The sequence below is a fragment of the Paenibacillus prosopidis genome, assembly GCF_003337375.1.
GTDB lineage: Bacteria > Bacillota > Bacilli > Paenibacillales > Paenibacillaceae > Pristimantibacillus > Pristimantibacillus prosopidis.
Window position 1 is genome coordinate 52,476 of sequence record NZ_QPJD01000004.1, and the last position, 23,243, is coordinate 75,718.

The 23,243-nt window shown below is 47.9% G+C and carries 16 protein-coding genes; 1 reads left to right on the top strand and 15 read right to left on the bottom strand.

Features of this window, described 5'->3' with window-relative positions:
• Nucleotides 1–68: 68 nt before the first annotated feature.
• The 14 genes from DFP97_RS07170 to DFP97_RS07235 form a co-directional block, all read right to left on the bottom strand.
• Complete coding sequence (locus tag DFP97_RS07170; RefSeq protein ID WP_114379317.1) at nt 69–2,309, bottom strand: transglutaminase TgpA family protein; 2,241 nt, start codon at nt 2,307–2,309, stop codon at nt 69–71.
• Nucleotides 2,306–3,553 carry a DUF58 domain-containing protein gene (locus DFP97_RS07175; protein WP_114379318.1) on the bottom strand — a complete coding sequence of 416 codons (1,248 nt, stop codon included), beginning with the start codon at nt 3,551–3,553 and terminating at the stop codon, nt 2,306–2,308. Before DFP97_RS07175 ends, DFP97_RS07170 begins: the two co-directional genes overlap by 4 nt.
• 3 nt (nt 3,554–3,556) lie before the next feature.
• Entirely contained in the window at nt 3,557–4,513 is a 957-nt protein-coding gene (locus tag DFP97_RS07180) for an AAA family ATPase (RefSeq protein ID WP_114379319.1), read from the bottom strand.
• Nucleotides 4,514–4,649: 136 nt separating this feature from the next.
• Complete coding sequence (gene spoVAE, locus DFP97_RS07185; protein ID WP_114379320.1) at nt 4,650–5,000, bottom strand: stage V sporulation protein AE; 351 nt, start codon at nt 4,998–5,000, stop codon at nt 4,650–4,652.
• A gap of 7 nt (nt 5,001–5,007) precedes the next feature.
• Nucleotides 5,008–6,021, bottom strand: coding sequence for a stage V sporulation protein AD (gene spoVAD / locus DFP97_RS07190; protein WP_114379321.1), 1,014 nt, complete (start codon nt 6,019–6,021; stop codon nt 5,008–5,010).
• Nucleotide 6,022: 1 nt separating this feature from the next.
• Entirely contained in the window at nt 6,023–6,475 is a 453-nt protein-coding gene (gene spoVAC / locus DFP97_RS07195) for a stage V sporulation protein AC (protein ID WP_114379568.1), read from the bottom strand.
• Between the two features lie 436 nt (nt 6,476–6,911).
• The gene (locus DFP97_RS07200; protein WP_114379322.1) at nt 6,912–8,618 is read right to left on the bottom strand and encodes an ABC transporter substrate-binding protein; all 1,707 of its coding nucleotides are present in this window, start codon (nt 8,616–8,618) and stop codon (nt 6,912–6,914) included.
• Nucleotides 8,619–8,688: 70 nt separating this feature from the next.
• The gene (locus DFP97_RS07205) at nt 8,689–9,582 is read right to left on the bottom strand and encodes a carbohydrate ABC transporter permease (protein WP_114379323.1); all 894 of its coding nucleotides are present in this window, start codon (nt 9,580–9,582) and stop codon (nt 8,689–8,691) included.
• Nucleotides 9,583–9,594: 12 nt separating this feature from the next.
• Nucleotides 9,595–10,554, bottom strand: coding sequence for an ABC transporter permease (locus tag DFP97_RS07210; RefSeq protein WP_114379324.1), 960 nt, complete (start codon nt 10,552–10,554; stop codon nt 9,595–9,597).
• 273 nt (nt 10,555–10,827) lie between these two features.
• Nucleotides 10,828–12,384 carry a response regulator transcription factor gene (locus DFP97_RS07215; protein WP_114379325.1) on the bottom strand — a complete coding sequence of 519 codons (1,557 nt, stop codon included), beginning with the start codon at nt 12,382–12,384 and terminating at the stop codon, nt 10,828–10,830.
• Nucleotides 12,377–14,176 carry a cache domain-containing sensor histidine kinase gene (locus DFP97_RS07220; RefSeq protein WP_114379326.1) on the bottom strand — a complete coding sequence of 600 codons (1,800 nt, stop codon included), beginning with the start codon at nt 14,174–14,176 and terminating at the stop codon, nt 12,377–12,379. Before DFP97_RS07220 ends, DFP97_RS07215 begins: the two co-directional genes overlap by 8 nt.
• A gap of 164 nt (nt 14,177–14,340) precedes the next feature.
• Nucleotides 14,341–14,688: a hypothetical protein gene (locus tag DFP97_RS07225; protein WP_114379327.1), complete on the bottom strand. Its 348-nt coding sequence runs from the start codon at nt 14,686–14,688 to the stop codon at nt 14,341–14,343.
• A gap of 147 nt (nt 14,689–14,835) precedes the next feature.
• Nucleotides 14,836–17,664: a glycoside hydrolase family 3 C-terminal domain-containing protein gene (locus DFP97_RS07230; protein WP_114379328.1), complete on the bottom strand. Its 2,829-nt coding sequence runs from the start codon at nt 17,662–17,664 to the stop codon at nt 14,836–14,838.
• Nucleotides 17,665–17,669: 5 nt separating this feature from the next.
• Complete coding sequence (locus DFP97_RS07235; protein ID WP_114379329.1) at nt 17,670–20,054, bottom strand: glycoside hydrolase family 95 protein; 2,385 nt, start codon at nt 20,052–20,054, stop codon at nt 17,670–17,672.
• Between the two features lie 510 nt (nt 20,055–20,564).
• Between DFP97_RS07235 and DFP97_RS07240 the strand changes: the two genes are divergently transcribed.
• Nucleotides 20,565–21,362, top strand: coding sequence for an AraC family transcriptional regulator (locus tag DFP97_RS07240; protein ID WP_245976010.1), 798 nt, complete (start codon nt 20,565–20,567; stop codon nt 21,360–21,362).
• Between the two features lie 120 nt (nt 21,363–21,482).
• Here the strand turns inward: DFP97_RS07240 and DFP97_RS07245 are convergent, their stop codons facing one another.
• The gene (locus DFP97_RS07245; RefSeq protein WP_114379331.1) at nt 21,483–23,156 is read right to left on the bottom strand and encodes a cellulase family glycosylhydrolase; all 1,674 of its coding nucleotides are present in this window, start codon (nt 23,154–23,156) and stop codon (nt 21,483–21,485) included.
• Nucleotides 23,157–23,243 lie beyond the last annotated feature (87 nt).

The window sequence follows — 23,243 nt, forward strand, 5'->3', positions numbered from 1 at the left end:
ATACCATACAAACCAAATTTGTTGCAAAAAAATACCGCCGCCGAGCAACGCCGGCAGACGGTATGATGTCATCTAAGCTGGTCAATAAGTGACCTTACCCTTACAACAAAGCGGTCTGCATCTTCCGCTGAAGCGATGACGGGGCTATATTTCGCTTGCTCAAAGCCATCGATTACCGCCCTGAAATCATCACGCAGCCGTTTCTGGCTTTGCGACCATCGCATTACTGCCTCGCGCAGCGTCTCATGCTCCTGCCGTTCCATCCCGCGCTTCCTGCAAATCCGAAGCAGCTTATGCGTCTCAATCACGATACGGTCATTATTCGTGTAAGAGCCGTGTCTAATCCGCCGCCATGATGCGATAACTTTCTCACGTCGGATAATGAGCCATGCTGCTCCAAGAATAGTCAACAGCGAGACAGAGCTCCAAGCCCACAGCTTTACATTGGTATTGGTATCCTCTTCACCTGCAGCAGCCGTGTCTCCTGTGCTCCCATCCAAATCCGGCAGCGGTGCCTCTTCCTCCTCCGCAATGGAATAAGGAAACGAGAAGCCGGCGGTAGCCTCGAATGGAATCCAGCCGTAACCTTCAAAATAAATCTCTACCCATGAGTGAGCATCGGAATTACGAACCGTATAGGTTCCTGCACCAGTCGGGTTCAAATCCTCTTCCAGCATGTCTCCAGGAGGGCCGTAGGCACTTGCCGGCAGTACTCCGGGTGCAAAGCCCTTCACCCATCTTGCGGGCAGTCCGATGCTTCGTGCCATGACCGCCATCGATGTGGAAAAATAGTCGCAATAGCCTTCCTTCAGCTCAAATAGAAACCGGTCGACGAAGTCAGTAGTCTTGCCGGTAAGCTTGCTCTCATCGGGTTTATTATTGTAAGAAAAATTTAGTCTCAGATACGTTTCCAGAAGTCTCGCTTTTTCGTAATCGTTTGTAGCCTCTGCAGTCACCTTCTCGGCAAGCTCCCGCACACGTGCAGGCACGGTATCCGGTAATTGGACATACAACGCATTGCGGGATGGATCGGACCATCCAGCTTTTGCTTTCCGCAGCGCTTCTTCATCCAGCACCGGAATGCTTGAAGTGACCGAATACGTTTCAGGATACTTCTGCATGGACCAATCGAGCCAACGCAGCTCCCATGCACCAGGCATCCACATTAGACCTTTTGGCAGAGGAGCCTCTTCATTGCCTATCCAATTCACTCTCGTCACCGGTGCGGCTGCAAACAGAACGGGATAGGCATCTTTACGAACCATCGTCACAATTTGGCTGACTTCGATTGTCTTGGCTAAAGGACGTTCGTCCTGAATGGGTAACGTAGCGCCTTTCTCAATGCGGCTATACGTGTCTCCTTCTTCATTTCCTTCCACGTCATACCAGCCGTCACCGCTATAAACTGACTTTGTCTCGCCTCGCCAATAGCTGCGATGTGAAGTAGAAATCGTCATCATCGGCGAATAATCGTACTCAAAACCGCCGCCGAGCAATTCATCACTTCTGCTGTAACCGGAGCTGGCATTGCCTGAGCTGCCAGGCGTGATCGCATCCGTACCCTTGTCGCCAAGAAATATTTTAACCTTCTCCCCTTTGGACTCCTTCCACATCGTGTAAGGATCCTGCAATATCGGAGAAAGGGAAGGCATATTCAATCCAACTGCCATTAATATCGACAACACCAGGGCAATAGGCAATATTAATTGAAGCGGATATTCAATGAGCTCCTTCCAGCTTCTTGGATGTTCTCGCTGAAGCCTGGACATATGGTTCGCTACGAGCCAAAGCAGCCCGATAAATACAACCAAGCCTACCTCATCCCAAAGCCATATCGGCGTAAAAGAATCAGCTATCGTCAACGTAAAGATGCTCACTCCGATAAAACCAAACATCCGGGGACGAGTCGCTATCCATAATCCAAACAAAACATGCAGCATGAGCAATACGGCGCTAATCCAAATAAATGGAAGAAGCTGTACAGCATGCGCCTGCAGCCACCATACCCACTCTTGCCAGTGCTCCGGGTTCGCAATTACCCAGTCCATTCTTGCGAATTGGGTCGTAATAACGATTGCAGCCGAGATTTGAAGCAGCAGCTTCACAAACCGTTTGCGAAGCGGCAGCAAAATATCGATAACCGCAGCGGAAAATAATGTGTAATAAGCGATGGCGTATGTCTCTTCCCACCAGAAGCCATCGAAAATAGCAATCGTATTCGATAAGATAACAGCAATGAATAAATAGGTTAGCTTCTCATACCAATTAGACGTTAAATAGGCTGATAGCAGCCTGATGTTTTGTTTCATGCAATACTGCCCCCTTCCAGTACGACGGGGAGCTCTTGCAGCTGGCGGATCTCGAACACAGGCCAGCCCCGTTCACGCAGGACTTGCTTCCATGATGTATGTTGATTCAACTTATCAACAGAAGATGAAATGTACAGCAAACAAGGAATAATACCTTTCCGTGACAGCCATTCCATACTGCGAATAACGTCAGCGCCTTCCTCTGATGTAATAACGATAGCGAAGCAGCCAGGCTCCAGCAAAGAATCCGCTCGCTGCAGGGAAGCATAGAGCGGGCGTGACGCATCCGCATCAACAAAGGTCAAATGCTTCATTAATAAATTACGTTGGTCCATACCTGATTTAGGAGAAACCATCGTCATGCTTTCCCCGAGAGACAGCAGTCCCATCGCGGTATCTTCCTTCAACCCGTTTTCCAAAAGTGAAGCAGCGGCCGATACGGCAAGTTCGAAGCGAGCCGTCAATTCACCACGGTAACCGGCAGGATTCCGGTCAAGGACCACTAGAGTCCGCGGCAGTGACTCCCGCTCAAATGCCTTGGATTTCCACTCCCCGGTCTTTGCCGTTGCATTCCAGTGAACGCGCGACAAGCGATCGCCGTATAAATACTCGCGCACGCCGTTAATTTGTGTCGTCTCCTTGGCCGAACGGGAAGCAATCGCATGAGAATACGGTCCGCGGATCCCGCGCTGAACGCCATGCCATTGTCTCAGGGGCACCGTTTGCGGCAACACGCTGAACACCGTCTCAGAGCCGAATTGTCCGGTTTGCTCGAACAAGCCAAACACATCATACGAGATACATTCGGTTTGGGTAAACCGGTATTCACCGCGCTGCAGCGGCGGCGTTTGATAGACGACCTGACCGCTTCGCTTCCAGTTCGGAACGAACGACGTTTCAAATTCCAGCTTTTGCCCATTGTGACGATGCAGCTTATCTCTGACAATGACATAAGGAAGCGGATAATAGCCTGGTATTTTTACGTTCAAGCTTACGTCAAGCGAGCTGCCCGCCGACAAGGATTGATCAAGCGCTGTCGTCCCCGGGCTGGCATAAGCTCTGCTGCCGGACACTTTATTAATACCGCTCCACCGTCCCAATACCAAATAAAACAACAGCATATTGAGTATGATAAACAGCATAAATGACGTCTTGCCACCCTGAAACAAAAAATAAAAAAGACTAGTCGTATAAACAACTGCGACAAGCTGCCAGCGCAACTTTGCTGATTTCACGGATGCCATCAGCTAGCGCTCTAGCCGAACCGGCACTTTCGTTGACTGAATCACTTGCGCAATGATGTCCTCTGCTCTAATCCCGTTCATCCTTGCTTCAGTACGAAGCAGCAGCCGGTGTGAAAGTACATAAGGCGCAAGCTCCTTCACATCGTCAGGTGTAACGAACAGGCGCTGCTGAATGTATGCGCTTGCTTTAGCAGCTCTAGCCAGCGCAATAGCCGCACGCGGACTTGCCCCAAGCATGACGTTTGCATGTTCTCTCGTGCCTCTGATTATTCCGACTAAATATTTGCCGACTGCATCATCGATGTGTACCTCAAGCACTTCCTCCTGAATATGGATCATATCCGGTATGTTAATCATCGGTTCAATTCTATCCGATGGATGTATACCTTCATTAGATAGCACCATTCGCTGTTCATCCGTTTCACTCGGGTAACCGAGAGACAGCTTCATCATAAACCGGTCAAGCTGCGCTTCCGGCAGCGTATACGTACCCTCAAACTCGATCGGATTTTGCGTTGCAAGCAGAACAAACGGACGAGGCAGCTCGTAGGTGTCGCCGTCTACCGTTACATGACCTTCCTCCATCGCCTCGAGCAAAGCGGATTGCGTCTTCGTCGTTGCCCGATTTATTTCATCAGCAAGCAAAATGTTTGCCATAACTGGACCTGGACGGAATATAAACGTTTCCTGCTTCGGATGATAAATAGAAACTCCCGTAATATCGGTAGGTAGTAAGTCCGGATTACATTGAATGCGGCGAAATTGACCGCCGATTGATTTTGCCAGCGCTTTTACCAGCTGCGTTTTGCCTGTGCCGGGTACATCTTCCAACAGCACATGACCGCCTGCGATAACGGCGATGAGCAATCTCTGGATTTCTTCCTGTTTGCCAAGGATACAAGTTTCTAAGTTTCGTAGAATAGCAGCACATAATTGCATGTTTGCAGGACGAATATCCATCTCATTACCTCCCGAAATTAACGCTTAAGTTCGTATACCAATAGTACTATTTTACAGTAATTCCTTTACACTGCACAAACTTTTTCACTCCAAAAAAAATTGGAGGATCCCACAGGATCCTCCAATTCATTTTCGCTTACCCTTTAGGCCTTACGACCAAGGATGCGAGAAATGAGAAAATAATTGCCGCTGAAATACCGGCGCTCGTTACTTTAAAAATACCTGAAATAACGCCGATCCATCCTTGAGTGTGCAGCTCTGTCAGAGCACCGTGGACGAGCGCATTCCCGAAGCTCGTTATCGGAACGGAAGCGCCTGCACCCGCAAATTTCACTAACGGCTCATATAAGTTAAAGCCGTCCACGATCGCTCCGATAACAACGAGCGTAGCCATCGTATGCGCCGGTGTAAGCTTAAACACATCAAACATAATTTGACCGAGAACGCAAATCGCGCCTCCAACTAAAAAGGCCCATAAAAAAATCATACCGTCTTTACCCCCCTTTTGCGCTAATTGCCACGGCATGCGCAATACACGGAATACTTTCGCCCTGCTGGAACGAAAGCGGGGACAGCAGCGCGCCTGTAGCGACAACTAAAATTCGTTTTAATTCGCCCTTCTTGATACGCTTCAGCAAATGACCGTAAGTGACGACGGCTGAACAGCCGCAGCCGCTTCCCCCAGCCTGTACCTTTTGCTTCTGCACATCATATACCATTAGGCCGCAATCGCCAAACACCGTATCGTTCATCGGTACGCCGTTCTTCAGCAGCAGCTCCTTCGCAATGGGATGTCCAACGCCAGCCAAATCACCTGTTACGATCAAATCATAATCGCCCGGCGAGCGGCCTGTATCGTTAAAATGAGCTTGGATCGTATCAACCGCTGCCGGAGCCATTGCTCCCCCCATATTAAACGGATCCGTAATTCCCAAATCTATGACCTTGCCAATGGTCGCGCATTCCACGACTGGACCTTCACCTTTATTGGCAACGATTGCAGCACCCGCGCCGGTGACCGTATATTGTGCAGTTGGCGGCTTCTGAGAGCCATACTCGGTCGGATAACGGAACTGCTTCTCCGCTGTACAGTTATGGCTGCACGTACCGGCAAGCACTTGGCTTCCAGCGCCTGAATTCACAATCAGCGAAGCGAGCGCCAGCGTCTCCATCGACGTGGAGCAGGCGCCAAATACGCCTAAATAAGGGACACCTAATGACCGTGCCGCGAAGCTATTGCTAATAATTTGGTTCATCAAGTCTCCGCCGATATAAAATTGAAGCTGATCCCTTTCGATACCTGCGTTCTGAATGGCAAATTCGGACGCTTGTTCCAGCAGCAGCCGCTCCGCCTTCTCCCAGCTTTTCTGCTGCATATCGAGCTCGGGATGGACAAGATCAAAGTCAGCTGCGAGCGGGCCGTCTCCCTCATCAGGACCGACGACAGTCGCTTCGCCAATAATGACCGGACGATTCTCGAACCACCATGATTGTTTTCCTCGAAGCATGTTACTGCCCCCCAGTGCCCAATATGAGATGTGCAATACCAACAAAAAATGCAGCGACCGTTCCGAAGACAATGACAGATCCAGCCAGCTTGAACATATTGCCGCCAACTCCGAGAACGAGCCCTTCACTCCGGTGCTCCAAAGCGGCTGAGCACATGGAGTTCGCAAATCCTGTTACCGGTACAGCAGAGCCTGCGCCGGCCCACTGCGCTATTTTGTCGTATACCCCAAGGCTCGTTAAAATAACCGATATAAGAATAAGTGTTGCAACTGTAGGATTGCTGGCAGCTTCCTCACTCATTCCCATCAGATGAACGTACATCTCCTGAATAACTTGTCCAAGCACGCAAACCGCACCGCCAAAGACGAAAGCCTTCAAACAATTCGCCAAAATCGAGCGGGGAGGCTCCATTGTTTTGGCGTATGCCTGATATTCCTTTGGCGACATCGACATCTTTTTGTAATTATGCCTGCCTTTGCTTTTGGTAGCCACTGCTGCAACCTCCTTCTATGCTGCGGTTCTCGGCACGACCGAATAACATAACCGCTTTGCTTCATTATTTGTAACAGCAGAGGGCATTATGCCAGCAAAAAAAAGGATTGCCCAAGACCAGTAAACCAGTCAAAAGCAATCCTTTCTCATAAACAAATAGCTAACAATAAAATGACAAGCAAAACGTACAAAATGAGCACGAGTATGCTTATAGAAAGCCGTTTTTGCCGCTTCTTGGACATCACGCTGCTCCCCTCAAACGGGCTTTTTACCTACAGCATATGCCCAAACACTCACATTGGGAGCTTATCCGCTGCTTTTTTCATTAGGCATTTGGTTAAAAACGAGGGAAGAGAGCTCACAAAATGAGCTCTCTCCTACTTTGCTTATTCAAGTTTTATTTCGACCAAAGCTCTACGCGGTCCTTCACCATTTTTGTGAATTCTTCATTCAATTTCGCTACGCCTGCATCTTCAAGATCCTTCAAGAATGCATCGTATACTTTATCAAAATCAGCCGGTTTAGCAAGAATCGCTTCTGGAATACGTTTTTTCATAATATCTTGCGTTTTTTGGAAAATAACGTTTGCTTGGGAGCCAGTTTCGAATGGAAGCGTCCAAGCCGCGCCGTATTTACGCTCTGGGAATGCATCGTCTGCTGGCCACAGATCTTTATACGTTGTTGCGCCGTAAGCTGCAAGCGTCTTTTTGTCTTCTTCCGAGTAAGCCGTTTGAATTTGCTCAGGGAATGTCGTCGTGTAGTAGTTACCGGATGGATCCTTCACGCCGTCTCCGTAACGGGCGGATATCAAGTAGTTGCCGATACCCGTTGTTTTCTTGAATGTGTTGTTATCGTTTGATTTTTGTTCTTGAACGTCAGCAGGAATGACGCGCTTGCCGTCTTCTACATTGTAATGCTTGCCTTCAATACCCCAGTTTACGAGTACTTGACCTTCATCGGAAGCCAGGTAATCCAGGAATTTGATCAGACGAACCGGATCCTGTGCATCTTTCGTGATCCCAATTCCGAAGCCAGTAAGGTAACCAGTGCCTTGGAAGGAATGATCTTGGTACGTTTCGTTCAATGTTACAGGGAAACGAGCGTATGTCGAACCGAATTTGCCTTCAGCTTTCAAAGCGTTTTCAGCTTCGCCGTAATCCCAGTTTTGGTCGATAAGACCAAGAACGCGGCCGGAAGCGATTTTTGCTTTGTACTGATCGTATTTTTGAACGAAGCTTTCTTTGTCAAGCAAGCCGATATCGTTCATGTGGTTCAGCCAACGGAAATATTCTCTTTCTTCAGGACGCTGGTAGTGCATGATTGCTTCATGAGTATCTTGGTTAATGAAGAACTCGCCATCATCCGGAGCGCCGGTTGCATAGAAAGCCGGGTTTGTTACGGAAATCAGAATTTGCCATTCGCCGCCGTTAAGCGACATACCGATTGTTGGTTGGCCGTCTGCTGTTTTTGGATTTTTCTCAATATAGGCTTTGATTGCAGCTTCGTAATCTTGAACGGTTTTGATTTCCGGGTAGCCGGCTGCTTCAAGCACTTGGTGCTGCAATTGGAAGCCGCCGCCTGCATCAAAGTACGTTTGCCCTACGCCGCTTGACGGCAGTATATAAATTCCATCGTCATCCTCGCTCCAGCGAAGACGGTTAAAGTATTCGCCGTAAACCTTTTTAATGTTAGGACCATGCTCTTCGATCAATGGACGAAGGTCGATCAATGCGCCAGCATCAACCAATTTGCCTGCGCTGCCCTTAGGCATAACCAAGTCCGGATACTCATCGCTCGCTACCATAAGTGCGAACATGTCAGAGTCAGTACCGCCAACAGGGAATTCTTGTTTGAGTGTAATTCCTGTTTTTTCCTGAATGAATTTACCTACATCGGACTGCATATCATCCCAGCTCGGGTTGTTATCGCCGGATGCCATACGGATCGTAATTGGCTCAGCTGCCGGCTCATTTGTTGCATTAGTTGAACTATCTGGCGTTGTCGTGTTATTGCCGCCTTCATTATTCGAATTGCCGCATGCTGTGACGAATACGAATACGAGTGCCAACATCAAGCTAAGAGCCATTTGCATCTTTCTTTTCATTTCGTTAAAGCCTCCCTTTTTTCTGTGCGTGATTTGCATGTATATAACAGGAAACCTGCTATTACCAAAATTAGCTTTTTACTGCGCCTAGTGTCATTCCTTTAACAAAATACTTTTGAAGGAATGGATAGACGAGCAAGATTGGTACAGTAACGACGATCGTAATCGCCATCTTAATGGATTCAGGCGATACCGCCGCCATCGATTGTTGTGCGTTCGGGTCGCGGTAGTTGCTGCCCGTCTGTGTAGATAACAGCACCTTCATCAGCTCGTACTGAAGCGTCGTATTTTCCGGACTCCTGTTATTGAACAAGTACGTATCAAACCAGGAATTCCAGTGTCCGACAGCTATGAACAATGCGATTGTCGCAAGTACGGGTTGACAAAGCGGAAGGATAACCTTCCAAAATATAGTCCAATCATTCGCACCGTCAATTTTCGCTGATTCTTGAAGCGCATACGGAAGTCCGTCGATATACGAGCGGATCACGAACACGTTCCAAACGCTGAGCAGTGCAGGAATGATGTAAACATAAAAGGTTCCAATCAAGCCTAAGCTTTTCATCAATAGAAAGCCCGGAATGAGTCCGCCGGAGAAATACATCGTGAGAGCAAACACAACCGACATCCATCTTCTAGCCTGAAAATCAGGTCGGCTTAACGTGTAAGCCATCATAGACGCTGCCACAACCCCGATTGCTGTACCGACTACCGTCCGAATGACGGAGTTTTTAAAGCCGGTAGCTAAGCCCTCAAAGCCGAAAATCGTCTCATAGTTTTTAAAGGTGAATTCACGCGGATAAATCGTCAGACCGCCTCGAACGGTATCCACTGAATCGTTAAATGAAATCGCGAGTACATTTAAAAACGGATATAAGGTTACAATAGCTACAAACGCCATGAATACGTAGATGAAAATGTCGAACACTTTATCGCCAATATTTTTTTGAACAACTCCTTGCATGTGCCCCACCTCCTATATGATCGATTCTTTGGTGACTCTCTTGTATATTCCGTTCGCGATAAACACTAATAGGATGCTGACTACGGAGTTAAAAATACCGATTGCCGTACCGTACGAATATCGGCTCATTTGAATACCGTACTTCAGCGCATACAAATCGAGTACCTCTGAAAAATCGGATACCAGAGGGTTGCCAAGCAAGAACTGCTTTTCGAAGCCAATGCTGATTAAGTGTCCAATAGACAAGATGAACAGAACCATAAAGGTTGTACGGATGCCAGGCAGTGTGATATGCCACATCTTGCGGAATCGGCCTGCGCCGTCAACCGTCGACGCTTCGTAAAGCTCAGGATCGATGCCTGCCATCGCCGCCAGGAATATAATCGAGTTCCAGCCCATTTCCTTCCACAAATCCGAAGCCGTTACTATACCCCAGAACCAGCTGCCCTTAGCCATAAACTGAATGGGCGCATCGATAATGTTAAGCCACATAAGCAATTGGTTTACCGCTCCGCCGTCTGTCGAAAGCATCTTCGATACGAGTCCGGCTACGACAACCCATGAAACAAAGTGCGGCAAGTACGAAATCGTTTGAACCGACCGTTTGAAAAACTGACCTCTCATCTCATTTAACAATAAAGCGAATATAACAGGAACCGTGAAGCCTACAACTAGTCCCATCGTACTCATGGCCAGCGTATTTCGCAAAACGATATAAAATCTTTCATCTTGGAATAATTCAATGAAATTTTCAAATCCGACCCATTTCTGATCGAGAATTGAATTTTTTGGTTTGTAATTTTGAAAAGCGGTAAGCCAGCCCCATACAGGTACATAACTGAAAATAAAAATCCATATAACGAATGGAAGTGACATCATGTACAAGTAACGCTGCTGGAAAGCTTTGAACCAGAACCGGTTCCTTTTGTTCGTCGACACTGCTTTCGGACTACCTTCTGTTAGCGGTTTCATCTGTGCTCCTCCTATCTTTGTAAGCTTCCTCTTTATCTGTGATAGCTTACCCTCTCTTATCTGTACTTATCATAAACGATAGAGACCATTCCTTTACACCCGATAAATTAGACCTAAAATCATATCAAAATAAGCTCTTTCAAGCGCTTTCATAACCAGTGGTTACAGTTTGGGAAGTACGAAAAAAAGACACCCTCAAGCTTCGATTTCATAGAAACGAAGCGTTAAAGGCGCTTTTTGCTCACAGAACTATTAGATTTTAATCGGAACACCTTACTCGATGCCAGATTTGCCGGTGACGCTTTTGAACGATGACGGCGAGACACCCTTGTACTTTTTAAACTTGCTGTGAAAATAATCGACGTTTGCGTAGCCGACACGTTCCGACACCTGATGAACCTTGAGCCCTTCCTGCAAAAGTTCAATCGCATGCTGTATACGAACCTGATCCAAGTAAGTATTAAAATGATCGCCCGTATAGTTTTTGAACATTTTGCCTAAATAGCCGCTATTGTAGTTAAAGAGGTCCGCAAGCGTCTCAAGCTTAATGTTTTCATTGTAATGCCGTTCAATAAAATCAGTCATTTGCTTCATGACGGATAAGCTGTCCGACTTACCGATCTTCAGCACGAGATCCGACAGCCGCTGCTTTAGCTGCAAAATCATTTCATTATAATGAAACGCGAGATAAATGGCTGTGATCATCGTTAAATCCTCCTGAACGGATACTTGCGGATTTGACGTTGCAGCTTTGTTCAACACAATCGTAAGCAGCTGCGCCCAGCTCGACTTAACAGACTGCTCAGAATGATCGTGCGCGCATATGTGGTCCGATGCCTCCTGTACCGCTTTATCTACGCCTTCCTTATTGCCGATATCGATCATGTAATACAGCTTCTGAGCAAGTGTATCGATGGAAAGCTCGTCAGCCTGATCATGTTCTTGCCGCTGCTGATCATCTGTTAGCGATGCCATATGAATCTGCTGTCCCTGCAGCATGAATCGTTGCTCCAATAGCCCGCGGACCGCTTCAGACCAGTCTTGCAGCTCAAGCAGCTCGCGAACCGGTTCGCTTGCGGCTGCGGCGAATCTTACCCTTGTGCCGCACGCTTCTTCGATCCATTGTCTCATTTGCTCACGGGAGCCGTTTTGCAGCAAATAATCCTTAAGCAATATACCAACATAAGGCTCGGCAGAAAATACCCATCCGATCTGCTTCTGCTGGATGATTTCTGCAAGTTTCTTTTTCAGAGTAGCATTCATTGTAAGGGAATGCTCCCTGCTGTATAGCTCAATCAGAAGCAATTGATAATATTTCGCTTCTGATCCTAATAATGACTTGAATTCATGACTGTCTGCGGTCTCCAAATCCAGCTTGCCTGCAGTAAGCTTCTGAAGCAACTCCTCACGCAGCAGGACTGTCGTTTGCTCCGAGCTCAGCTGTATTTCGGATTGTTTTTTTAATTGCTTGCTAATCCGCTCTACATAGCTCTCGAGCTCATCCTCGTCAATCGGCTTAAGAATATAACCGTCTACACTGTGCGCAATCGCCTGCTTCGCATAGCTAAAATCAGCATAACCGCTTAAAATCAAGAAATGACAGACCGTATCCGTCTTCCTCACTTCTTCGATCGCTTGGAGTCCGTCCATCCCCGGCATCCGGATATCAATTAAAATGAGATCGGGACTAAGCGCTTTATGCTTCTCGACCGCTTCCCGGCCGTTTGATGCATCACCGATAACGGTAAAGCCGTATTTGGCCCAATCAACTAACGTTTTTAATCCTTCTCGAATCATCGGTTCATCATCGACGATTAACACCTTATGCATGTGGATGACCCCCTGCCGGAATTTCAAACGTAATGGTGGTACCCGAGCCCAATTCACTATGAATCGTCAGACCGTAGGCTTCGCCATATATCATTACTAATCGCTGATGGACGTTGCGCAGACCGATCCGGTACTCTTCGTCTTCTTCCATATCATGAAGCGATTCGCTGATTTGTTTAATTTTATCTTCGTTAATTCCGACGCCATTATCGGCTACTTCAACATGAAGCACTTGATCGCATAGTTTCGTCGTTAACGACACGAAGCCGCCCTCCGCTATATTTTCCAGCCCATGTACAACAGCATTCTCAATTAATGGTTGAATAATAAGCGGTGGAATTTCGATGTCTTGTCCGGAATCGTCAATATCAAGCCGGAATGTCAGCCTGTCGTTTCCGTACCGGAATTTTTGAATCTCTAGATAACAGCGGACGATTTCAAGCTCGTCCTTCAAAGCAATCTTTTTGGTGCCGACTTCCAAATTACGCCGGATCATCTTGCCCAGCATACGGACGATCACGGATATTTCCGTTTCTCCTTTAATGTGGGCTTTCATGCGAATCGATTCGAGCGCATTGAACAGAAAATGAGGATTAATTTGACTGGCCATCATCTTCAGCTTAATCTCTTTCTGCCGCAGCTGCAGCTGTGCTTGCTGGTTATGCGATTCCGCAACCTCATCCATTAGGCCGCGAATGCTGACAACCATGTTGTTGAATTGTTTAGACAATATGCCGATCTCATCGTTCCCTGTCACATTCGATATAACGTTCAAATCGCCCATCGCAACTTTGTTTAAATCTTTATTCAGCACGAGCATCCGCTTCGCTAATATCGTTGAAAAAATATAAATCAATATGAATGCAATGACGAGACTTAGCATAATGATGCCGAAGCCAAGCAGGCTGATCCGGTTCGCTCCGCTTACAATGCTGTCAATCGTAAATACCGATACGATTTTGAGTCCGTTTTTGCTCGATGCCGGCAGCAAATCCTCAACAACGATTTTGGAAGGCTTGCCGTCGAATTTGAACTCGTACGTGCCTTCCGCTTTATTCGTTAATTGGCTGGCGAAATCCAGTTCGGAAATGTTTTTGCCGACCCAATCCGGATTTTTAGCCGCAATCATATAGCCGCTATCGTCGATGATCATCGTATCGAACGGCTCTTGGCTAATCATCGCGTTCAACTCTTTTGGATTGACGCCAATAACAAGCATGCCGCTAGTCCGATAGGTAGGAAACGTGATTTTGCGAATGAGGCTTAAATAATCTCTGTTATTTTTCGTTTCATCATTTATATACGCCCAATGAATGCCTTCCTGCTCCATAGCTGACTTATACCATGGCGTTTCGGCAATCGTTTCAGTCACCTTCAAAAATTCCCAGTTATCCAATATCGTCATGTTCGTCGTATAAAACCGAATGTTATAAATTTCACTATAAAGCTCAATATACTCACGAAAATCGCGGTAATCCCAGAATGCTTCCACAACGTCGAATGTCGACTTATATTGCGTATTGATGACATCCGTCAATCGTTTGTCGACGAGCAGCTTGTCTGAAATTTCGATCGGCATCCGGATAATATCAAGCGTCTGCTTCTTGACCCGTTCGACATTGTTCGTGATTTGCTGGGTCGCTTGATCGAGCACATTTTGGCGAAACGCAACCGTCAGAAAGATGCCGACGATCAGTACAGGAACGAAGACAACGAGTATAAATGAAAAAATAAGCTTGTTTTTAATGCGGATACTGTTCATTTTGTTAGCAAGCTCTTTGATGTTAAACATCCTATAGTCGGCCTCCTCCTACATTAAGGAAAGCGTTTACGTTTATATGCATTTTTTTAAAGCATCCTATATTATAAAACGATTCAAACATCATTCATACATGACCTATTGGTTATTTTATCATATAAAAATTAGAGGCGGTTATGTAAAAAATTCCGCCCTATTTAGAGCGGAATCCGGTATGACGAATATTCCTCAATGATATGCTCGCCCTTGTTATACACCCACTTAAATGAAAACCGATCGCCTAAATAGCCAGTCCGGCTTCGAATATCCGGCAGAATGACAGCCTCGAAGTTATCCGCTATGACTTTTTGAAGGCCAATAATCCGTTCTTTATTCGAAGCGCATTGCTGCTCGGCCTCGTGCTCCGTTTTCGCCGTCTGCATAAAGTAAGCGAGAGCAGTCTCTTTGTCATCTACATGTTCAGGCAAAGGATGTCCCGAGCCGCGGAATATTTCTTTTACCGTAGTTAACCAATCGCTATACAAGTCCATTTGAATATCACTCATCGTATAAAAGCAACTCCTCTCTCCCAGATCATCGCTATTCTCCAGAATACTGCCGCAACAGGCAAAATGCAACTCTTGAAAACTTAAGGAGCCGCACCAGATCGGGTCATCGACCTTCCGGGCAGCTCCTTTTAAGTTGCAGTACTATTAATGAATTTGGAAGAAGCTTAGCTTCACCGTACCGCTTAAGCTAATGACAAGGTTGTTGTCGTTGCCCGCTCCGGACAAGCTTATACTGACCGACTGCCATTGCTGTTCACCGCTTGGACTCACTCTGCAAGCACCAACCACAGCGCCCGTGGCGCTTCCCGTACGAATGGTAAGCTCGCCGCCGTTCGATCCGCCGCTAACTCGCGCTTCCATAGTGGATGAACCGTTCGACCAGTCGATATCTGCAAATTTAATCCAGCCATCCGGCTGCGACAGACGTACGCAAGTGCCGCCTTCTTTGCTTTCGTCCAGATATACATTAGCGTAATCGTCATAGTTCTCTGCACTCGTTTGCAGCGACAAATCGCGGGCCGGAATCGTCTCGCCGTCAATTCGAATGGATGCGGACACCTTAGCGTCAGCGGAAGAACCGCCAGCCGTAAACGTATATTCGGCAGCTTCCAGGCAGAACCGTCCGCGGGTTACATCCCACATCGCGAGCTCTTCCGCTGGTACGATCAACTGAACGTTCTTTGTCTCGCCTGGCAGCAAGCTTATGCGTGTAAAACCGACCAGCTTTTTGAGCGGACGCTGAACGCGGGAGCCCTCTGTGCGAACGTACAATTGTACGACCTCATCTGCTTTCACAGACGCTTCGTTCGTTACCTCTAGCTTTACGGTTACTTCGCCTTCCATGCTCGTGGCATTGTTTGCAATTACAAAACCGCTGTAGCGGAATGAGCCGTAGCTCAGACCGTGGCCAAACGGATATAACGGCTCTCCATCGAAGTACAAATAAGTCCGTTTCCCTTTTAAAATATCGTAATCCATCAAATCCGTTAGCTGCTCTTCCGATTTGTACCAGGTCATATTCAGGCGGCCAGCCGGCGAGTAATCGCCGAACAGGACGTCTGCAAGCGCATTACCCAACTCTTGTCCTGCATGCGACAAGTAGATGATCGCTGGTATTTGCGCGTTGACTTCGTTCAGCGTAAACGGATAGCTTCCGATAACGACAACAACCGTATTCGGGTTAGCGGCGTATACCGCGCTGATTAATTCATTCTGGGATGCGGCAAGATCCAAGCCTGGACGGTCAATTTCCTCTTTACCGTTAATCAGGGGGTTGTTGCCGACAATGACGATTGCCGTCTCGGCTGCCTTCGCTGCCGCTACCGCTTCTGCGATGCCGTCAATAACAACGTCCTTTGTGAACAGCTCATTTGGACCAATAGTGTTCCCCTCTGCAACGACTAACGAATCCGCTCCTCCGTTTGGCGCTGTAACCAGCTTGCCGTTCCATGTCCGAATCGTAAATTGGTTGTCCTCTTGCGCATCGAGCTTGAATACTTCTTTTACATACCAACCGAACGCTTCGTTAGCTGCCGCGGCGATGTTCACGTCGTCTGCGCTCGTCAGCAGCTTGCCGGAAGCTTTACTCTCGAGCGTGCAGCTGCCCCAGCCCCAATCGGTTACTTCAAAAGTTTCGCCAACTGCTTCCGCTCCCCCGGCTTGCAAGCGGCCGTCATTGTCCGCTGCTGCGCCAATCGCCCCGCCGTTAGCCGCGGATTTGAGAATGACGCGGTCATTGCCGCTGCTGTAGGTAACCGTTTTCCCTTCAAGCTTGCTCTTCACGCCATCCAGAGGAGTCACTTTGTATGGAAGCGAGCCGGAGTACCAGTCACGGTAAACGACATCCGCAAGCGGTCCGATAACAGCGACACTATTCAGCTTTTCTTTGTTTAATGGCAAAGCATTGTTTTCATTTTTCAGCAAAACGATGGACTCCCGAGCCGCTTGCAGCGACAATTCGCCGTGTTCAGGGGCGCAGAGCTTTGATTCCGGCATGTTTGCATACGGATTTTGATCAGCAGGATCAAATTCACCTAACCGGAAACGAATGCGGAACGTGTTAATTAGCGCTTTATCCAAATCCTGCTCCGTGAGCAAGCCTTCCTCCAACGCTTCCCGGATGGCGGCGCATGACTTCTCTTTATCGTCCGTAATGCTGTCGATACCGGCTTTAATCGAATGAGCAACGGCATCCTTATAAGAATCATAGTATTTGTGATCGTTTACGATACCTAGCAAATCGCCCGCATCGCTAACGATGAAGCCGTTCATCCCCCACTCCTCTTTCACCACTTTGTTTACATCTTCATGCAAAATGGTCGGCGTACCGTTGACGGAGTTGTACGACGTCATCATCGAATGCGCGCCGCCCTTTACGAAGGCCGGCTTGAATGCCGCTTGATAATATTCCTTCATGTTGCGCGGATCGATGCTTGCCGAGCAGCTCCCTCGATTGATTTCATTGTTGTTGCCGATAAAATGCTTCAGAGTCGCAACCGCTTTAAAGTAAAGCGGGTGATCCCCTTGAATGCCTTGCACGAGCGAAGCCGTGAGCTCGCCTGTCAGCTTCGGATCCTCGCCGTACGCTTCCTCCGTCCGTCCCCAACGCGGATCACGTTCCATATCGACGGTTGGCGCCCATAGCGTTAATCCGTTAATGGCAGGATTACGCTGGAAGTAGACGCGCGCTTCGTCACCGATAACGGAGCCGATTTCCTTCAGCAGCACCGGGTTCCATGTGCAGCCGAGTCCGATTGGCTGCGGAAACGTCGTTGCTTCGCCGAGCCATGCCATGCCGTGCGCTGCTTCCGTACCGTGCTTATAGGCTTTAACGCCGAGTCGTTCAATTTCTGGCTGGTATTGGACCATCGATTCGATTTTCTCTTCGAGCGTAAAGCGGGAAACGAGGTCGGTAACGCGCTCCTCAAGCGGAAGCTCAATATTTTCAAATGGAAAACGTGTGTTCGTCGTCATCGTCTTTATCTCTCCTTAAGGATTGCTGGTAAAACGGTATACCACTCATTCACTTTCGTTTCGAATGGCTTGGATGCATCAATAATGGTTCCATCCGGGGTTTGAACGACGATTGCCGACGCGTGCCGCAGACTGCACAAAGCACCGTGGGTCGATTGGATGCGGGCAGTAATCAGCTGGCCGGCTTGCCATTCTATATCAACGATGAAGCCGCCTCTTGCTTTTATCCCTTTCACGTAACCGCTTGGCCAAGCTGCCGGAAGCGCCGGAAGCAGCACGATGCCGTCCAAGTGACTTTGCAGCAGCAGCTCGGCAATGCCTGCGGTTCCGCCAAAGTTGCCGTCGATTTGAAACGGCGGATGATCGTCGAATAAATTCGGATGCGTCGACCGTGCGAGCAGCGTATGGATAAAACGGTATGCCGACTCTGAATCCTGCAGCCGTGCATATAAGTTAATAAGCCATGCGCAGCTCCAGCCCGTATGACCGCCGCCATTATTAATGCGGCTCTCCAGTGATAATCTTCCCGCTTCTACAAGCTCCGGCGTCTCATCGTTGTTAATGGTTGTTCCCGGATATAAGCCGTATAAATGGGAAACGTGCCGATGTCCAGGCTCCTGCTCTTCAAAATGCTCATGCCACTCCTGCAGCAAACCGTTTGGCGATATTTGCAGCGGCGGAAGCTTGCGGATCGCTGCAGCAATCCGCTCGACCAATGGCTCATCGATATCAAGCAGCCGCGCAGCTTCCATACAATGGTCAAACAGCTCGCGTATAAGCGTAATGTCCATAGCCGAAGACTCAGCCACGCTGCTGGCCTCGCCTTCCGGTGTCAGAAACTTGTTTTCCGGAGACGTGGAAGGTGATGTCATAAGAAGCCCTTCCTTATTCTCCTTCAGCCAGTCTAAACAAAACAAAGCTGCGCCTCTCATTAGCGGATACGCTTTTTCGCGTAAAAAATCAACGTTGGGATTATACAAATAATGCTCCCATAAATGCTGCGTAAGCCATACGCCGCCAAGCGGCCAGAACGCCCAGCTTGGGTGCCCGGCAGTCGGAGTGGACGTCCGCCATAGGTCAACGTTGTGATGCGCGACCCAGCCTTGGCTATTATAGTGAATAGCCGCCGTGCGGGCGCCGGTCTGGCTTAGCTCTTCAATCATTTGAATCAGCGGCTCATGGCACTCACTCAGATTGCCGATCTCCGCTGGCCAATAGTTCATTTGCGTATTGATGTTCGTCGTATAGTCACTGTTCCATGGCGGCTGTACCCGGTCATTCCATATCCCTTGCAGGTTGGCGGGCTGCGTCCCCGGCCGCGAGCTCGCCATTAGCAAGTAGCGGCCATACTGAAAATATAACGCTTCCAATTGCGGATCCTGCCCGCCTATCTTGTATGCATCGAGCCGCTCGTCTGTCGGCAGCAGCCCGTTAGGAGTTTGTCCCAAATCAATCTGCACCCGCCGGAACATGCCGCGGTGATCCTCCATATGGCGTTCGCGGAGCTGATCGTAGCCGTATGCCGATGCGCTGTCTTGTACACGGCAGTTTTGCTCCCGAAGCTCCTCCTTACTCTTCTTCGGTTGACTATCAAATCTCACAAAGCTTGTTGCGGCGCTGAGCATAAAGGTAACCGAACGCGCGCCTCGAACATCAATTTGATTGTCGCTGCTTACCGAAGCTGCTCCTCCATCCACCTTTACATGAAGCCTTGCTTGGAACGTTACACCACGGTCCGCCTCATATTGGACCGCCTTCGGATGGTCTCCCATATAATTGTCTGCAACATGGCTCGGGCATCGTCCGTCCAGCACAATAACGCTGCCGTTCTCAGAAGATAGCTCAAATTGTACAGAAGAATAAAGCGACGCCGTTAATGATAGAAATTGGTCACCCTCTGCGTCATAGCGCATACAAAGAACCTGATCAACGGCGCTCACGAATACTTCCCGGCTGTATACGGTATTGCCGATCTGAAAGCTGGTCGACGCAACGCCGGCATCAATATCCAGCTGGCGATTATAGTTCGCAGCCTGAGCAACCTTCTGATCAAAATGCTGCTCTACAAATAAATCCCCCATCGGTTGATACGCTTCGACATTCGTACCAAGCATCTTTGACTGTACAAGCTGCTCCGCCTCTACAAAGCGCTTCTGCGCAATCAACTCACGAGTACGCTTTAAATAACGCAATGCCTCATAATTGTTCGTATCGCGCGGAAAGCCCGACCACAGCGTATCTTCATTTAATTGAATTCGTTCCTTATCAATACCGCCGAACACCATGCCTCCCATACGGCCATTACCGATCGGCAATGCTTCTTCCCATCTCGAAGCCGGCTGCTTGTACCAAAGTGTCCACGGATGTTCCTTCTCTGCCCATTTTTCCATGTCTCAATCTCCTGTTATCGCTTTCACATTATCGTTAGAAAACGGTTATTATTCATCATAACGGAATTTCCATGTCATAAAGTACCCGTTAGATTTCATGAAAATTCATATAAAAATTAGTGCTAAAATAAAAAAACCACGGATCAACGAATTCCTGTTAGATGATACGGACTGCATGATTTGATATATATTATTTCAGCCTTAGCCTTTGCTTTAAAAATTGGATATTTTATCTAATTATCTCATGAAAACAACGCGAATTGTCCAGGTACACAAGCGCTAGCAAACTTGATATGCTTTTTTGTAAGCGTTACCATTGATCTTTCTAGAACAACAGCGCCATGACGTTCGCCGTAAAGCTGAATAAAAGGAGGTATCGGTATGATATTGGAAAAGCGGAAACGGCCTCTCCGGTTCTTTCTCTGATACTATAAATTCTACTATCCTTAAAAAAAATAAAAAAACGGAAGCCTGGTGAGGCATATGTTTGGGGCGAAGACTCATTTGCTAATGACGATGCCCGAACAGTTCGTTCCCTTTTACATTGAAAGCATAGGATTTAATCCGGTGCAGGAGACGGTCATTCGTCAAGACGGTTATTCATGTTACCATTGGTTGCAAACGGCTTCAGGCGAGGGTGAAATTATCCTGGGAGGCCGAAAATTTACACTCCCACCTCACCACGGCATCCTATTAATGCCGTATGCTGCTCATCGGTATCGTAAAATTGGCGATAGATGGTCTACTTACTATTTGACCTTCGATGGCACGAAGGTCACTCCATTCCTATCCATTTTAGGCATTCTATGTTCGACGGTCTATGATTGGTCAGCCGGTACGGAACTGGAAAAAGCTGTTGAACAAATGCTGGAAGATGCGCTGCTTACCCAAGATTTAACGGGCTTGGATAACTCGGTCGGCATCTACCGTTTCCTTGTCAATCTGAAGAAGCAGGGAAGAACCAATAGAACGCCTTCCATACAGAGCCTTGTCGAACGATTAACGCCGCTGCTTAAATATCTCGATACAGAATATCACAATCCTGATCTTGGCATGACTGATATGGCCGATCGCGTACAAATTAGTCAAAGACATCTTAATTCCTTATTCAAACAGGCCTTCGGCAACACGCCATACCAATATCTCATCAAGCTGAGAATCCGCAAGGCAAAGGAATTGCTGGCCAACCGACGTTCAAGCCCCATCCATCACATTGCGGAAATGGCAGGCTTTCGTGATTCCAGCCATTTTATCGCGACATTTCGCAAGCTTGAGCGGCAAACGCCCGAACAATATCGAACAACTTAAGCTCCGTTTATTACATGGCATGAATGAAAAATGTATGGATTTCAATAGAATAAAAAACCAAGGCCTAATCCAACCTCTTCGAGATTGGACAGGCCTTTTCATATTCAATTGGATCAGCTATTAGGAAGCTTCGCCTACAACGCTTGTACCGCTCTTCGTGATCGTGTAATTGATGACCGCACCGCTCCAGAAGTGGAACTTCAGGTTGACTACTCCGTCATTCACTTCATTAAAGAAATTTTGTGTAAGCGTAATTTGATTGTTAGTGTAGGAAGGCGAGAACGTATAGGTGAATTCCTTGAACGAGGTCCAGTTTTGCGGACCGGCATTGCCGCCTGCAGCGTACACGGCCTCCATTGTTGCAAGACGGTCGCCGTTGAAGGCTGTCGGAATCACAAAGCCGCTTGTCGTACCGGAAGCGTTTTGCAGCACCGGCGTATTATAATAGAGCACATGGATGCTCCAATTGGCGCCTGCGCTGAATTGGGCCGTCAACACCGCCTTCTCGCCGGTCCCGCCAGTGGTTAGCTTGGAGAGATAACTTGCTTTGACGGTCAATGTGCTGCCGCTCAACGTGTAGTCTCTGCCCGATTTCAAAGTGCTGTTTCCGTTCTTGAGCGAGACAAAGCTATTGCCATTCAAGTTCAGAGCGATCGAAGCGTCCGTAACCGAAGCGCCTTGCTTGATGAAGATCTGATCGGTTGCGGCGGTAGACGAACGACCTGTCAGGCTTGCCTTGATGACATTATAAAGCTCCGGATCATTCCACTGGAATGTGCTGCGGTTAAAATGCTGGCCGTTATCCCACAGCATATGGGTTATGCTTTTCGATTTGGCATACTGGGTGAAGAACTCAAAATACTTCAGCATCTCGCCATGCTCGATTCCACCCACGCCTCTGTCGAAGCCGAGCAGTCCATATTCGCCTATGACTACGGGAATCCCATTAGCTACAAACGTATTATAGAGACGGTCAAACGATGAAGTGATATCGGTAATCGATGTGTCATTAAACTTGGTTTCGCCCGCGATGTTTACGCTGAACGGCCAATATCCGTAATAATGCACGGTGGCAATCAAATTCGTATCATTCAGACTGGCCATCGTATTATTGAGCGAATCCAAATATTCTTGCGAGGAATTGGTCCATATCGTCGGCAGCACGAGCGGGCGAACGGCATTTCCTCCGCCGGACGACCTTACAATATTGAAGAAGGACGTATTAATCTCATTGAGCAGCGTCAATTGCGTCGCCGTATCAACGTTAAAGGTCGGTTCGTTGATGCTTTCGAACATCAGCTTGTTGGAATGATTTTTGAAGTGGTTGGCGATTTGAGTCCATGCCGCATTATATTTGGCCAGCATTTCGTCATGATTCGTCCCCATCGTGTTTAGCCACAACCATGAGTCATGGTGGAGGTTGATCATGACATATAGACCCGCATCCAGCGACCAGTCAACAACTTGCTGTACCCGGGCCATGAATACAGGATCGATCGTATAGTCCGGAGCGGCGCCCATCCGGTGGTTCCATGTAATCGGAATCCGGATGCTCTTATAGCCCTGGGCGGCAATCTGTTGAATCAATGCTTGGGTAATTGCCGGATTGCCCCAAGAGGTTTCGTCGCCTGTCGCGTCGAGCGAATTGCCTAAGTTCCATCCGGGCTGCATCGCGTCGACATAGGTCTGCATAGGCGTTGCAGCAGAAGCCGAAGTCGTGAATGAAAACATACTCATAAGCAAGGCTACGGTCATCATAATTCCAAAAAAAGATTTTTCACTTCGTAACGTCATCGAAAGTCTCCTTTGACTAAGTAATTTGATAAAGCTTCAAAAACCGTCCTAAAGGGATTGAAGTATATTTGTAAGCGCTGCCTTTTT